The 15,137-nt window shown below is 65.9% G+C and carries 15 protein-coding genes; 1 reads left to right on the top strand and 14 read right to left on the bottom strand.

Features of this window, described 5'->3' with window-relative positions:
* Position 1: 1 nt before the first annotated feature.
* Positions 2-904 (top strand): hypothetical protein, encoded by a 903-nt coding sequence (locus tag Q8S40_RS22000; RefSeq protein ID WP_305672113.1) that lies wholly within the window; start codon positions 2-4, stop codon positions 902-904.
* 7 nt (positions 905-911) lie between these two features.
* Here the strand turns inward: Q8S40_RS22000 and Q8S40_RS21995 are convergent, their stop codons facing one another.
* The 14 genes from Q8S40_RS21995 to Q8S40_RS21930 all read right to left on the bottom strand — a co-directional run.
* Positions 912-1,595, bottom strand: a complete 684-nt coding sequence (locus tag Q8S40_RS21995) for an ABC transporter ATP-binding protein (RefSeq protein WP_305672112.1) — start codon at positions 1,593-1,595, stop codon at positions 912-914.
* Entirely contained in the window at positions 1,588-2,838 is a 1,251-nt protein-coding gene (locus tag Q8S40_RS21990; protein WP_304815882.1) for a lipoprotein-releasing ABC transporter permease subunit, read from the bottom strand. Before Q8S40_RS21990 ends, Q8S40_RS21995 begins: the two co-directional genes overlap by 8 nt.
* Before the next feature lie 2 nt (positions 2,839-2,840).
* The gene (gene proS / locus Q8S40_RS21985; RefSeq protein WP_305672111.1) at positions 2,841-4,145 is read right to left on the bottom strand and encodes a proline--tRNA ligase; all 1,305 of its coding nucleotides are present in this window, start codon (positions 4,143-4,145) and stop codon (positions 2,841-2,843) included.
* 426 nt (positions 4,146-4,571) lie between these two features.
* Positions 4,572-4,871, bottom strand: a complete 300-nt coding sequence (locus Q8S40_RS21980) for a DUF1467 family protein (protein WP_305672110.1) — start codon at positions 4,869-4,871, stop codon at positions 4,572-4,574.
* A gap of 7 nt (positions 4,872-4,878) precedes the next feature.
* A complete protein-coding gene (locus Q8S40_RS21975) occupies positions 4,879-6,516 on the bottom strand; it encodes a ribonuclease J (RefSeq protein ID WP_305672109.1) in 1,638 nt (545 codons plus the stop codon).
* A gap of 102 nt (positions 6,517-6,618) precedes the next feature.
* Entirely contained in the window at positions 6,619-7,434 is an 816-nt protein-coding gene (locus tag Q8S40_RS21970) for a type III pantothenate kinase (protein WP_304815888.1), read from the bottom strand.
* Between the two features lie 5 nt (positions 7,435-7,439).
* Positions 7,440-8,177, bottom strand: a complete 738-nt coding sequence (locus Q8S40_RS21965) for a biotin--[acetyl-CoA-carboxylase] ligase (RefSeq protein ID WP_305672108.1) — start codon at positions 8,175-8,177, stop codon at positions 7,440-7,442.
* Between the two features lie 4 nt (positions 8,178-8,181).
* Positions 8,182-9,600: an NADH-quinone oxidoreductase subunit NuoN gene (gene nuoN, locus Q8S40_RS21960; protein WP_370690879.1), complete on the bottom strand. Its 1,419-nt coding sequence runs from the start codon at positions 9,598-9,600 to the stop codon at positions 8,182-8,184.
* Positions 9,601-9,608: 8 nt separating this feature from the next.
* Positions 9,609-11,120: an NADH-quinone oxidoreductase subunit M gene (locus Q8S40_RS21955; protein WP_305672107.1), complete on the bottom strand. Its 1,512-nt coding sequence runs from the start codon at positions 11,118-11,120 to the stop codon at positions 9,609-9,611.
* Entirely contained in the window at positions 11,117-13,036 is a 1,920-nt protein-coding gene (gene nuoL, locus Q8S40_RS21950) for an NADH-quinone oxidoreductase subunit L (protein ID WP_305672106.1), read from the bottom strand. Before nuoL ends, Q8S40_RS21955 begins: the two co-directional genes overlap by 4 nt.
* A 4-nt stretch (positions 13,037-13,040) precedes the next feature.
* The gene (gene nuoK, locus Q8S40_RS21945; RefSeq protein ID WP_216836199.1) at positions 13,041-13,352 is read right to left on the bottom strand and encodes an NADH-quinone oxidoreductase subunit NuoK; all 312 of its coding nucleotides are present in this window, start codon (positions 13,350-13,352) and stop codon (positions 13,041-13,043) included.
* On the bottom strand, positions 13,352-14,032 hold the full coding sequence (locus Q8S40_RS21940) for an NADH-quinone oxidoreductase subunit J (RefSeq protein WP_304815901.1): 681 nt from the start codon (positions 14,030-14,032) through the stop codon (positions 13,352-13,354). The genes nuoK and Q8S40_RS21940 overlap by 1 nt, the downstream gene beginning before the upstream one ends.
* 11 nt (positions 14,033-14,043) lie before the next feature.
* Positions 14,044-14,532, bottom strand: a complete 489-nt coding sequence (nuoI, locus tag Q8S40_RS21935) for an NADH-quinone oxidoreductase subunit NuoI (RefSeq protein ID WP_168053403.1) — start codon at positions 14,530-14,532, stop codon at positions 14,044-14,046.
* Positions 14,533-14,535: 3 nt separating this feature from the next.
* A partial coding sequence (locus Q8S40_RS21930) for an NADH-quinone oxidoreductase subunit H (RefSeq protein WP_305672105.1) occupies positions 14,536-15,137 on the bottom strand: 602 nt, incomplete at its 5' end.

Below are 15,137 nucleotides of genomic sequence, written 5' to 3'. Positions count from 1 at the left end.
CATGGCGCGGGATTTCGCTTTCGTCGTGGACCGCAAGGCGCAGCGCGCCGGTTCGGCGCATCTGCGCGGGCGCCAGTTGGCCCGTCTCTTCGCCGAGGTCGCAGCGGATTACGGCCGCGCCGTGCGCTACGCCTTTTCCGATGACCTGCCGCGTGATGCCGTGGCCATCGTCAACAAGACCGCCTTGATGCAATCGGACCGGAGCGTACCGCAGCAATTGCGGGAGGCTGGCTGCACGGTGCTGATGGATTTCATCGACGGCCCGCTGCCCGCCGCCACCACGGCCCAGGCGGATGGCTTCATCGCCTGCTCCGCCCTGCAGAGCCGGCATCTTCGGGCGGCCTTCCCGGACCGGCCCGTCATCCACATTCCGCATCACGTGGATCTCGATATCCCGACCACACCCTGCCAGTGGGAACGCTTCGCCTGCGGCTATTTCGGCAATCCGGACAACGCCGCGCATCTGGCCGCACTCCAGGAGTCCGGAGCGCTGACGGTGTGGGAAGCGAAGACCACGAACAAGAATGGCTGGTATCAGGCGCTGCCTGACTTCAACCTGCACTACGCCTTCCGTCCACGCAGGATGTGGGGCGCCGGATTCAAGCCTTTCACCAAGGGCTTCGTCGCGGCCCATGTCGGCGCCGTGATCCTGGTGGCCGAATCGGATGAGGAAGCGACGGAGTTGCTGGGCGCCGACTACCCGCTGCGCCTGCCGGACGAGACCGACGCCGGCACGATGCAGGCCAGGCTGGCCGATCTGTCTGGCCGATTTGGCGACCCGGATTGGCAGCTTGCGCGGCAGCGCATGCAGCGGCTGCGGGTGATCTCATCGGCCGAGTACATCCGCAACCTGATCCGGTCGCAGTTCTTCGAGGATAGCGGCATTTCCGATCTGGTGCGCTGAGCGCACCCTACCCCGCCACCACCTTGCCATCGCGCAGCGTCACCACACGGTCCATCCGCCGGGCCAGTTCCGGGTTGTGGGTCGCGATCAGCGCCGCCATCCCCTGCCCGCGCACCGCCTCCAGCAGTTCCGCGAAGACGCGGTCGCTGGTGCCGACATCGAGGTTGCCGGTCGGCTCATCCGCCAGCAGCACGCGTGGCTTGTTGGCGAGCGCCCGGGCGATGGCGACGCGCTGCTGCTCACCACCCGATAGCTTGCCGGGGCGATGCGCCTCCCGCCCCGCCAGGCCGAAATCCGCCAGCAGCGTTCGGGCGCGGGCGTCGGCGGCAGGCTTCGCCACGCCATTGGCCATCTGCGGCAGGGCGATGTTCTCGAGGGCGGAGAATTCGGGCAGCAGATGGTGGAACTGATAGACGAAGCCGATTCCGGTGCGGCGGATGGCGGTGCGCGCATCGTCGCCCAGGGTGCCGGCGGCCTGGCCGGCGAAATACACCTCCCCCGCATCCGGCTTCTCCAGCAGCCCGGCCAGATGCAGCAGGGTGGATTTTCCGGTGCCGGAGGGGGCGACAAGTGCCACGATCTCCCCGGCCACAAGAGCCAGGTCGGCACCGGACAGCACCTCCAGCACCCCGGCTTCCGTGCGGAAACGGCGCGTCACGGCGCGCAGCTCCAGGGCGGGCGTTTCACTCATTGCGCAGCGCCACCACAGGGTCTGTCTTGGCCGCGCGCCAGCTGGGATAGATCGTCGCCAGCAGCGACAGGCCGAGGCCCATGCCGACCACCTGCATCACCTCCTTCGGGTCCACCACGGCGGGCAGGCGCGTCAAGAAATAGACTTCGGCGCTGAACAGCTCGGTGCCGGAAAGCGCCTGGATTGCCTGGCGGATCGATTCGATATTCAGGCAGAAAACCAGCCCCACCGTGAAGCCGATCAGCGTGCCGAGCACGCCGACCGAGGCGCCGCACAGAAGGAAGACGCGCAGGATGGACCCGCGCGTGGCGCCCATGGTCCGCAGTACCGCGATGTCCCGCCCCTTATCCTTCACCAGCATGATGAGGGAGGAGACGATGTTGAACGCCGCGACGATGATGATGAGCGTCAGGATCAGGAACATCACGTTGCGTTCGACCTGCACCGCGGCGAAGAAGCTGGAATTCGCGTCCTGCCAATCGACGATGCGAACCGGCGTGCCCTGCAGCGCCGTGCGGATGTCCCGCGTCACCGCGCGCACACCGGTCGGGTCCTGGACAAAAACCTCGATCTGCGTGGCGGCGTCGCCGGTCTGGAAGAAGGTCTGCGCGGCGGGCATCGGCAGGAAGACGAAGCTGCTGTCGTATTCCTGCATGCCGACCTGGAACAACGCCACCACGGTGTAGGCGCGCACCCGCGGCACCGTGCCGAACACCGTGGTGCGGCCCTGCGGCGAGACGAGAGTCAGCTTGTCCCCCACCGTGATCCGCATGCGTTGCGCGAGCCGCGTGCCGATGACGATGGCATCATCGCCCTCGAAACGCTCCAGCGAGCCTTCCATGATGTTCTGCGCGACCAGCCCGCGCGCCCTCAGATCCTCCGGCTTCACCCCGCGCGCCAGGCCGCCGGAGGCTCCGCCATGATCGCTGGTGAGCAGGACCTGCCCCTCGACGATCGGTGTGGCGGAAACCACGCCGGGCAGCCCGCGAATGCGCCCCGCGACCGCATCATAGTCGCTGATCGGCCGCTCGATTCCGTGCACGCCGAGATGGCCATTGAGACCCAGGATGCGGCCCAGCAATTCGATGCGAAAGCCGTTCATCACCGACATGACGATGATCAGCGTGGCGACACCAAGCGCGATGCCGACCAGCGAGAAGATCGCGATGACGGAGACGAAACGCTCCCCCTTGCGGGCGCGCAGGTAGCGGAAGGCGATGGCGCGTTCGAAGGCGTTGAACATGCTCAGCCGAGGATCTTCTTCAACGCATCCTCGGGGGAGACTTCCATCTTCTCCCCCGTGGCGCGGCGCTTCAGTTCCACCACGCCATTGGCGGCGCCGCGCGGGCCCACCACCACCTGCCAGGGATGGCCCATCAGATCGGCGTCGGCGAATTTCGGGCCGGCACGCTCGGTTCGGTCGTCATACAGCGCCTCGGGGATCGCGGCGTACATTCGCTCACTCAGCGCGTCGCAGCCAGAGTCGCCCTGCTTCAGGTTGATCACCACCGCCTTGAAGGGCGCGACCGCATCCGGCCACTTGATGCCGGCCTCGTCGTGATTGGCCTCGATGGTCGCGCCCACCAGGCGGGAGACGCCGATACCGTAGCTGCCCATCTCTGGCACCACCGGCTTGCCGTCCGAGCCCTGCACCGACAGGCCCATGGAGGCGGAGTATTTCGTGCCGAAATAGAAGATGTGGCCGACCTCGATGCCGCGCGCGGAGACGCGCCTGGCTTCCGGCACCTGTTCCCAGGCGACGGGATCGTGCATTTCCTCGGTGGCCGCGTAGTGGCTGGTCCAGGCGTCGACGGCCGGCGCCAGATCCGCGCCGTAGTCGGGCGCGTCAGCCAGGGCGTCCATGTCGAGCAGGTCCTGGCTCACGAAAACCTGGGACTCGCCGGTCTCGGCCAGGATGATGAATTCGTGCGACAGGTTGCCGCCGATCGGTCCGGTATCGGCCCGCATCGGCACGGCCTTCAGCCCCATCCGGGCGAAGGTGCGGAGATAGGCCAGGAACATCTGGCGGTAGCTGTGCTGGGCGCCTTCCTTGGTGACGTCGAAGGAATAGGCGTCCTTCATCAGGAATTCGCGCCCGCGCATCACGCCGAACCGCGGCCGCACCTCGTCCCGGAACTTCCACTGGATATGGTAGAGATTCCGGGGAAGATCGCGGTAGCTCTTGGCGAAGCCGCGGAAGATGTCGGTGACCATTTCCTCGTTGGTTGGGCCGAACAGCATCTCCCGCTCATGCCGGTCCTTCAGGCGCAGCATCTCCGGCCCATAGGCGTCGTAGCGGCCGGACTGGCGCCAGAGCTCGGCGGACTGGATGGTCGGCATCAGGATTTCCTGCGCGCCGGCGCGGTCCTGTTCCTCCCGCACGATCTGCTCGATCTTCTGCAGCACGCGCCAGCCGAGCGGCAGCCAGGCATAGATGCCGGCGGAGGTCTGCCGCACCAGCCCGGCGCGCAGCATGAGGCGGTGCGAGGCGATGGTCGCCTCGGCCGGGGTTTCCTTCAGGGTTGGCAAGAACGCACGGGAGAGGCGCAAGACGCGGCTCCTCAAAGAGATCGGATGGGGCAAACTAGTGCCCGGCCCGCCCCGGCGCCAGGGCGCGCGGCCCAGCTTTCCCGGATCATCCGGGCGGTGCTGCACCGCAGCAATAAAAATACGCCGACCCCCAGCATCCGGGTAAGGAAAGAGCGGAAAAATGCTTCGGTCGTTAAGAAAACGCTTGCAAGCCGAACGTGGCTGGGTAAAAAAGAAGGGCCGCACCCGCGAGGGTACGGCCCGAGTTTAGGGAGGAAACGCCAGTCACACGGCAGAGAGAGGATCAACCTCCCTCTGGAACCTAGATTGGCCTCGGCACTTAAGCGGCACAACAGCAAACGCCGCTGTGGGAAGCCAAAAAACAGGCTTCCAAATCTAAACTGGCGTTTTATGAGGCGGCACTCGCGGGGAGGCGAGTTTGCCGCCTTAATTTTGTGCAGGTCGTCCCGGCAGCACTGCGGAACTGCCAGGGCCGGTATAGGCCCACCACCCATCGCGGAAGCTGACCCAGCCACTTTCCATGATGGCGAACACGCCGAGCCACAGCACGGCGGCCAGCACCGTGGTGCCGATCACCTTCCGCAGCAGCAATGGCTTTTCCGGCGCACCGCGCCAGCCGCCATCCTCCGGCGCCGCATCCACCGGCTTGGTCCCGATGGGCAGCACGATGAACAGAGCCGTCCACCACAGCAGCGCGTAGACGATGAAGCCCGTGAACCAGGTCATGTGACCCTCACACCCGCATCAGATGCACCTCGACGGAGGGGCGCTTGCGCAGCCGCCGCCCCACCGCCTTGCGCACCGCGGTCCGCGCCGCCTCGCGCAGCAACCCGTCCTCACGCTTCAGATTGCCGGGCATGTCGGTCACGGCGCGGGCCAGGTCGGCGGCGATCTGCCCCGATTCCTCACCCTTCTCATCGAACAGCCCCGGCGCCGAGATCTGCGGCTTGCCGAGCACCTTGCCGGCACCATCCACGACGAAGGAGGCGACGATGACGCCGTTCATCAGCATCTTCTTGCGCGCCGCCAGCACATCGCCATCCAGCCGCAGCAGGCGGTCGCCGTCGATCGCCAGGCGGCCGACCGGCACGCTTTCCACCACATCCGGCTTGCCGGGGGCGAAGCGCAGCACGTCGCCATCCTCGATCACATAGGCGATGGCGCCCAGCGTCTCGGCCAGGTTCGCGTGCTCGTTCATGTGGCGCCATTCGCCATGCACCGGCACCGCGTATTTCGGGCGGACCAGCTGGTAAAGGCGCTTCAGCTCATCCCGCGCCGGGTGGCCGGAGACGTGCACCATGTGGTCATCCGCCGTCATCACCCTGACGCCGGCGCGCGACAGCTCATCCTGCACCCGCAGGATGGCGCGTTCGTTGCCGGGAATCATGCGGGAGGAATAGATCACGCAATCCCCCTCGCCGAGCGAGATATGCGGGTGGGTGTCGGCGGCGATCTTCGTGAGCGCGCTGCGCGGCTCGCCCTGACTGCCGGTGCAGATCACCAGCAGCTTGTTGTCCGGCACATCCTCCGCATCGTCTTCCGACAGGAAGGGCGGGATGGAGCGCAGATAGCCGCATTCGCGGGCCGAGGCATCGGCGTTGCGAAGCGAGCGCCCGAACAGCGCGACCTCCCGCCCCGCCGCGCGGCCGGCCAGCGCGATGGATTCGATTCGCGCCAGGTTGGTGGAGAAGCAGGAGACGGCAACCCGCCCCTTCAGCCCCTTGATCAGCGCAGCCAGGTTGCGGCGCACATCGGCCTCGCTGCCCGAATGGCCCTCGACCATGGCGTTGGTGCTGTCGCAGACCATCGCCAGCACGCCCTCATCGCCCAGGCGACCGAAGGCGGCCTCATCCGTCGGCGGGCCGATCAGCGGGTTGGGGTCCAGCTTCCAGTCGCCAGTGTGCAGGATGGTGCCGTGCTTGGTGCGGATCGCCAGCGCCTGCGGCTCGACGATGGAATGCGCGACGCGCAGGAATTCCAGATCGAAGGGCGCCAGCTTCCAGCGGCCGCCGAGCGGAATCACGTTGATCTCCGCCTGCTGCAGCAGCCCGGCCTCACCCAGCTTGCGGCGCAGAACGGAGGCGGTGAAGGGGCTGGCATAGATCGGGCAGCGCAGCTTGGGCCAGATATGGGCAACCGCGCCCACATGGTCCTCATGCGCGTGGGTGATCACGAGGCCCACCAGCTTTTCGCGTCGCTCGGCCAGCCAGGCCGGGTCGGGCACCATGACCTCGACTTCCGGATGCTCCGATCCGCCGAAGCCGAGGCCGAGATCCACCGCCAGAAGGGCCCCATCACAGCGGTAGACGTTGAAGTTGAGTCCGATTTCCCCCGTCCCGCCGAGCGGGATGAAGGCCAGGTCACCAGTCATTCTTCTTGTTCCAGTCTTATGCAGCGTTCGTCGTATCGGGGCGCTCTGCGAGGCCCGGCCGCCGCTGTCCCGTCGCCATCAGGCGCCTGGGAAGGGTTCGGCTCAGGGGTCGTCGCGTCGCGCGGTTCGGGTGAAGATGGGGGCTGGGTTGCGGGTCGCCAACAGGCGGAGACCATCCAAGGTTGTATCCTGGTCGGTCGTTTCGATCACGGTGGTGCCCTCGGCAAACAGGGGGGCCAGGCCACCGGTCGCGATGACCTTCAGATTGCCGACCGGATGTTCCTCCTGCTCCGCCCGGATTCGGGCGACGATCCCTTCGATCAGGCCGACATACCCCCAATAGATGCCCGATTGCATTGCCGCCACCGTATTCCGCCCGACCACCGCCTGCGGCCGGCCGATTCCGATGCGCGGCAGGCGCGCGGCGGCGCGGTGCAGCGCCTCGATGGACAGGTTGATGCCAGGGGCGATCACGCCACCGAGATAGGCGCCGTCCTTGCCCACCACATCGAAGGTGGTGGCGGTGCCGAAATCGATCACGATCAACGGGCCGCCATAGGATTGATGCGCGGCCAGGGCATTCAGCAGCCGGTCCGCCCCCACCTCATGCGGCGCATCCACCCGGATATCGAAGCCCCAGTCGAGATGGGCGCGGGCGATCAGCGGTTCGCATTCGAACCATTCGCGGGACAGGCGGCGCAGATTGTACAGCGCGGCCGGCACCACGGTGCCGATGACGCAGCGGGTGATATCGGTGGGTTTCAGGCCGGAATGCTGCAACAGGGTCAGCAGCCAGACCGCGTATTCGTCCGAGGTCCGTTCCGCATCCGTGCGGATGCGCCAACGGCCGCGCCATTCGGTGCCGTCATGCACCGCGAAGACGACATTGGTGTTGCCCGCATCCACAGCCAGCAGCATGTTTTTCAGCCCGCCTCCCGGTAAGCGACTTCGCCGGTCGCCACGGCATGGACCCGGCCTTCGGCCGCCAGCAGCAGGCTGCCATCCTCGGCGAGGCCGGCGTAGAGTCCGGAACGCCCGCCCCGCAAGGTCAGGGGCGCCTGCATCGCCGGCCCGCGCGCCATCCAGGCGGTGCGGATGGCGGCGAAGCCCTGGTCCCGCCAAAGTGCCCGCAGACGCTCCAGCGCCGCCAGCATCGAACACGCCACCTGCTCCGGCGGGATGGCGCCGAGGCCGATGGTCGCACGGTCCGGCAAAGCCGGCGGGGCGGCCAGGTTGGCGCCGATCCCCATGATGAACCAGTCGAGCCCACCTTCCACCGTCGCCGCGCTTTCGCACAGCACGCCGGCCAGCTTGGCATCGCCCATCAGCACGTCATTTGGCCATTTCAGTCGCAGCGCCGCCGGATCCGTGGCGAAGGGCGCCAGGCCTTCCACCATCACCAGGCCGGCGACCAGCGCCCAGCGCCCGGCATCCCGAACCGGTCCACCCGGCCGCAGCAGAAGCGAAAAATACAGATTGCCGCGCGGGCTGGACCAGACCCGCCCATCGCGACCTCGCCCGCCGCTCTGTTCGCGGGCCAGGATGGCGAGGCCTTCCGGCTCGCCCGCCACGGCAAGGCGCTGCAACAGGTCGCTGGTCGAGGGCAGGCTGTCTTCGATACGCAGCCGCCAGCCGGGCGGCGGCGTGGCGGGCAGGCTCACCACCTCATCCGGCAATGGCCGCGACCGCGACCTGCGCCGCGGCGATGATCGGTGCCGGGAACAGGAAGAACAGCACGGTGACCACGCCGGTTGCCGTCATCACCACCGTCAGCCCGGCCGGCCGCGCATCCAGCGGCGCCGTGCCGGCATCGAAATACATCACCTTGACGATGCGAAGGTAATAGTAGGTGGCAACCACCGAGGTGCCGATACCGACGGCGGCCAGCACCCAATACCCGCCCTGTACCGCGGCCAGGAACACGTAGAGCTTGCCGAAAAAGCCGGCGAGCGGCGGGATGCCGGCCATGGAGAACATGAACACCGCCATCCACATCGCCATGGCCGGGTCCGTGCGGCCGATACCGGCGAGGTCGTCCACCTGTTCCAGCGAACGGCCGTTGCGGCGCATGGCGACCAGCACGGCGAAGGTGCCGATCGAGGTCACCATGTAGATCGCCATATAGACCAGCACGCCGCGGAAGCCGACTTCGCTCGCCACCGCCAGACCCATCAGCGCGTAGCCGACATGGCCGATGGAGGAATAGGCCATCAGCCGCTTGATGTTGCGCTGGCCAATCGCGGCGAAGGCGCCGAGCAGCATGGAGCCGACCGAGGCCACCCAGATCACCTGCGACCACTGCGCCGCCAGATCGCCGAACGGCCCGGCCAGCACGCGCATCAACAGCGCGATGGCGGCCACCTTCGGCGCCGTGGCGAAGAAGGCGGTCACCGGCGTCGGCGCGCCCTCATAGACATCCGGGGTCCACATGTGGAACGGCACTGCGCTGATCTTGAAGCACAGACCGGCGAGGACAAAGACGAGGCCAACCACCAGCCCGAGGCTCGCCGTGCCGCCACCCAGCGCATCCGCCAGGCGATCGAAATTGGTGCTGCCGGCAAAGCCATAGACCAGCGATGAGCCATACAACAGCAGTCCGGAAGCCAGGGCGCCGAGCACGAAATACTTCAGGCCGGCCTCGGCGCTGCGGGGATTGTCGCGGTCGAAGGCGGCGATGACATACAGCGAGAGAGAAAGCAGCTCGAGCCCGATATAGAGCGACATAAGGTCATTGGCCGAGACCATGACCAGCATGCCCATCGTCGCGAACAGCATCAGCACGGCATATTCGAAGCGCCCGATGCCCGCCTTCTCGTTGAAGTCCAGCGCCAGCACCAGGGTGAGCGCGGCGCCGAGCAGGATCAGCACCTTGGCGAAGCGGCTGAAGGCGTCCGAGACATATTGGCCGAGAAAGGCCGTGCCTTCCCCCTGCCCCAGCACCAGCACTGCGGTCACCACGAAGGCGCCGATCACGGCCATGGAGACGGGGAAGAACGTCTCCTTCTTCGGAATCACGCCGCCGGCCAGGATCAGCAGGCCGGCGATGCCGAGGAAGATCTCGGGCGTGGCAAGGGTCCAGTTCATCGGGCTCATCACATCCCAGCCAGTCGCGCAGCGCCGAGGGCGGCTTCATGGCGCGCGACCAACGCGGCCACGGTCGCCTCGAAGAAATTGAGGAAGGAGGAGGGATAGATCCCCATCCAGATGGTCAGCAGGATCAGCGGCGCGAAGGTGGCGTATTCCCGCGGGCTGAGGTCGAGCAGCGCCTTCAGATCCTCCCGCACGATCTTGCCGAAGATCACGCGGCGATAGAGGTACAGCGCATAGGCCGCGCCCAGGATCATGCCCATGCAGGCGCCGAGCGCGACCCAGGGGTTCACCTTGAAGGCGCCGACGATCACCAGCAGCTCACCCGGGAAACCCGCGAGGCCCGGCAGCGCAACGGAGCCCATGGTGAACACCATGAACACCAGCGCATAGGCCGGCATCACCTTCGCCACGCCGCCATAGCGCGCAATCTCCCGCGAATGCACCCGGTCGTAGAGAACGCCGACACACAGGAACAGCGCGCTGGCGATGATGCCGTGGCTCAGCATGGTGAACAGCGCGCCCGACAGGCCCTGCGCCGTGAAGGTGAAGATGCCGAGCGTGACGATGCCCATATGCGCGATTGAGGAATAGGCGATCAGCTTCTTCATATCCTCCTGCGCCAGGGCAACCAGGCTGGTGTAGATCACCGCGATGATCGACAGCGCGAAGATCAGTGGCGCGAAATCCGCCGAGGCCTGCGGCAGCAGCGGCAGGGAGAAGCGCAGGAAGCCATAGGCGCCCATCTTCAGCAGCACGCCGGCCAGGATGACGGAACCCGCGGTCGGTGCTTCGACGTGGGCGTCCGGCAGCCAGGTATGCACCGGCCACATCGGCACCTTCACGGCGAAGGAGGCGAAGAAAGCCAGGAACAGCCAGAACTGCATGCGCGGCGTGAAGCTCTCCTGCATCAGCGTCGGGATATCGGTCGTGCCCGCCTGGTACCAGATGGCCAGGATCGCCAGCAGCATCAGCAAGCTGCCCGCCAGCGTGTAGAGAAAGAACTTCAGCGCGGCATAAACGCGCCGGCCACCGCCCCAGATACCGATGATGAGGAACATCGGGATCAGCACAGCTTCGAAGAAGATGTAGAACAGCACGAAGTCCAGCGCCGCGAACATGCCGATCATCATCGCTTCCAGCACCAGGAAGGCGACCATGTATTCGCGCACGCGGGTGGTGATGCTCTCCCACGACGCCAGGATGCAGAGCGGCGTCAGGATGGTGGAGAGCAGGATGAACAGCACGGAGATGCCGTCCACGCCCATATGGTAGCCGACGCCGAATTCCGGCAGCCATGCGGCCCGCTCGACGAACTGGAAATCCGCCGTGGTCTGGTCGAAACCGGTCCAGAGCAGCAGCGACAGCGCGAGCGTGATCAGGCTGGCCCACAGCGCCGTCCAGCGCGCATTGCGGGCGACCACCGCCTCCTCCCCGCGCACCAGCATGATGACCAGCGCACCCGCCAGCGGCAGGAAGGTGACGAGGCTGAGGATGGGAAAGCCGGCGGCATTCATCGGGAGGGCATTCCAACCAGGAGAAGGGTCACGAACAGCACCAATCCGATGATCATCGTGAAGGCGTAGCTGGCGACGCGGCCGGATTGCAGCCGCACCGCACCGCCGGCGACGGAAACCGCCGCGGCGGCCGCGCCATTCGGCACGCCATCGATCAGCCGCATGTCGCCGGTCTTCCACAGCGCCCGCGCGAGATACTGCGCGGGTCGCACGAAGATCGCGTCATACAGCTCATCGAAGTACCACTTGTTCAGCAGGAAGCGGTGCACACCCGGCAGCGCATTCGCCAGCATCGCAGGCAGCTTCGGCGCGAACATGTACATCACATAGGCCAGCGCGATGCCGGACAGGCCGACCACGGTCGGCGCCAGCGGCACCCATTCCGGCACGTGATGCGCAGCCTCCAGGATCTGGTTGCCGGCGGCGGTGAAGATCGCGCCATTCCAGAAATGCGCCTGATGATGGCCGACGAACAGATCGTAGAACAGCGTGCCGGTCATCACCGCGCCGCCCGAGAGGACCAGCAGAGGCACCGCCATGGTCCACGGGCTTTCATGCACGTGGTCCATCGTGTGCTTGTCCGCCCGCGGCGCACCGTGGAATGTCAGGATGATCAGGCGCCAGGAGTAGAAGGCGGTCAGGAAGGCGGCGAGCAGGCCCATGGCGAAGGCGTAGCTGCCCGCGCCGCTATGCGCGGCAAAGGCCACTTCCAGCACCATGTCCTTCGAGTAGTAGCCGGCGAAATACGGCACGCCCGCCAGCGCCAGCGAGCCCACCCACATCATGACGTAGGTCAGAGGGATCTTCTTCCAGATGCCGCCCATGCGGCGGATATCCTGCTCATCCGACATGGCGTGGATGACCGACCCGGCGCCGAGAAACAGCAGCGCCTTGAAGAAGGCGTGCGTGAAAAGGTGGAACATCGCCGCCTGATAGGCGCCGACGCCGACGGCGAAGAACATGTAGCCGAGCTGCGAGCAGGTCGAATAGGCGATGATGCGCTTGATGTCGTTCTGCACGCAGCCGATCGTCGCCGCGAAGATCGCCGTGGTGGCGCCGACGATGGTGATGATGGTCAGCGTCGTCGGCGCATATTCCAGAACCGGCGACATGCGGCACATCAGGAACACGCCGGCCGTCACCATGGTCGCCGCATGGATGAGCGCGGAAACCGGCGTCGGCCCCTCCATCGCATCCGGCAGCCAGGTGTGCAGGCCGATCTGCGCCGATTTGCCGCAGGCGCCGAGGAACAGCAGCAGCGCGATCACCTCCAGCGCCGGCATGCCGAGGAAGGTTGCGGTGCGGGCGGCATCGACACCGGCGAAGATCGTCTCGAACTCGACGGACTGGAAGGTCCAGAAGGTCAGCGCCAGGCCGAGCATGAAGAACACATCGCCGACGCGGTTGACGATGAAGGCCTTCATCGCCGCACGGTTGGCACTCTCCTTCTCGTACCAATATCCGATCAGCAGATAGCTCGCGAGGCCGACGCCTTCCCAGCCGAAGAACAGCTGCACCAGGTTATCGGCCGTCACCAGCATGAGCATCATGAAGGTGAACAGCGAGAGGTAGGCGAAGAAGCGCGGAATGGTCGCGTCATGCGACATGTAGCCGACGGAGTACAGGTGGATGAGCGTCGAGATGAAGGTGACCATCGCCACCATCACCACGCTCAGCGTGTCATACCGCAATGCCCATTCGACGGAGAAGCCGGCGACATCGATGAAGGTGAACAGCGGCACGACGCCCGGCGCGCTGCCCAGGGCCACATCGATGAAGGCCAGGCTGCCGCAGATGGCCGCGAGGGCCATGAAGAACACGGTCACCCACTGGGAGGCCTTGTCGCCGAGCCAGCGGCCGAAGAAGCCCGCGATGCAGGCCCCGAGCAGCGGGAAGAAAATGGCGCCGACATACATGGGCTCAGCCCCTCAGCGTGGACACGTCGTCCACCTCGATCGTACCGCGGTTGCGGAAGTGGATGACGACGATCGCAAGCCCGATGGCCGCCTCGGCGGCCGCGACCGTCAGGATGAACATCGCGAAGATCTGGCCGGTGAGATCCCCGAGCTGCGCCGAGAAGGCGACCAGGTTGAGGTTCACCGAAAGCAGGATCAGTTCCACCGACATCAGGATGACGATGATGTTCTTGCGGTTCAGGAAGATGCCGAGGATGCCCAGCACGAAAAGAATCGCACCCACCGTCAAGTAGTGCGAAAGGCCGATGGCCAGCATCAGTGGTGCCCCCCGCCATGGTGTTCGACCCGCGTGGGTGCCGGCGGCGCCTCCACCGGCGGCCGCTCGATACCCGTCTCCGCCAGGCCCGCGCCGCTACGCACCTGGCGCAGATTGACGCTACCCATGCGAGAGACCTGCTTGCCGATGTCCTGGCGCTTCGCCACCGGCTTGTTGCGCAGCGTCAGCACGATGGCGCCGATCATCGCGACCAGCAGGATCAGGCCGGAAAGCTGGAACAGCCAGACGTGGTCCGTGTAGAGGATGCGGCCGATTTCCCGGGTGTTGTCCACGCCCGGAGTCATCGGATTGAGCCGGAGCCCCGCCGCATCCTCGGCGAAAGTCCAGCTGCTGAAGACAAAGATCAGCTCGGCGAACAGCACCAGGCCGATGGCCCCGCCAATCGGCGCATAGCGCTGGAAGCCCTCGCGGATGGCGGAGAAATCCACATCCAGCATCATCACGACGAACAGGAACAGCACCGCGACGGCGCCGACATAGACGATGACCAGGATCATCGCCAGAAACTCCGCCCCGACCAGCAGGAACAGCGCCGCGGCGTTGAAGAAGGCCAGGATCAGGAACAGCACGGAATGGACGGGATTGCGGCTGGTCACCACCATGACCGCGCTGGCGATCAGCACGGCGGCGAACAGGTAGAAGGAGAGCGCGGCGATCATGGACTGGCCCTTCAGCGATACGGCGCGTCGAGGGTGAGACGCTGGGCCAGGATCGCTTCCCAGCGATCGCCGTTATCCAGCAGCCTGTCCTTGTCGTAGATCAGCTCTGACCGGGTCTCGGTGGCGAATTCCAAATTCGGCCCCTCGACGATCGCATCCACCGGGCAGGCTTCCTCGCACATGCCGCAATAGATGCACTTCGTCATGTCGATGTCATAGCGCGTGGTGCGTCGCGACCCATCCTCGCGCGGCTCGGCCTCGATGGTGATGGCCTGGGCCGGGCAGATCGCCTCGCACAGCTTGCAGGCGATGCAGCGTTCCTCGCCGTTCGGGTAGCGGCGCAGCGCGTGCTCGCCCTTGAAGCGCGGGGAAAGCGGCGCCTTTTCATGCGGATAGTTGATGGTCGCCTTGCGGCTGAAGAACTGCTTCAGCGTCAGCGCCATGCCGCCGACCAGCTCGGTCAGCAACAGGCTGCGGGCGACGCGATCGAGGGTTGCCATGGATCAAACTCCTCCCGGCAGCCAGCCGAAGATCTTCAGCACGAAGGCGGTCAACACCAGCCAGACCAGGCTGAAGGGCAGGAACACCTTCCAGCCAAGGCGCATGAGCTGGTCGTAGCGGTAGCGTGGGAAGGTCGCGCGCACCCAGACGAAGATGAACAGGCAGAAGCAGATCTTCAGGATGAACCACAGCGGCCCAAGCGCCGGCAGCAGCCCGAAGGGCCCATACCAGCCACCGAGGAACAGGATGGTGATGAGCGCGCTCATCAGGATCATGTTCGCGTATTCGCCGAGGAAGAACAGCGCGAAGGACATCGAGGAATACTCGACGAAGAACCCCGCCACCAATTCAGACTCGCCCTCCGGCAGGTCGAAGGGGGACCGGTTGGTCTCGGCGAGCGCGCTGATGAACATGATGACGAAAATCGGGAAGAGCGGGAAGATGAACCACATCCCCTCCTGCGCCCGCACGATCTCCGACAGGTTCAGCGAGCCGACGCACAGCAGGACGGTGACGATGACGAAACCCATCGAGACTTCGTAACTGACCATCTGCGCCGCCGACCGAAGCGCGCCGAGGAAGGCGTATTTCGAGTTCGAGGCCC

It is taken from the genome of Falsiroseomonas sp. (genome assembly GCF_030695085.1).
Classification (GTDB): Bacteria; Pseudomonadota; Alphaproteobacteria; order Acetobacterales; family Acetobacteraceae; genus Falsiroseomonas.
Note: the sequence above shows the minus strand (reverse complement) of the source record. Positions and strands in the feature narration are given on the sequence as shown.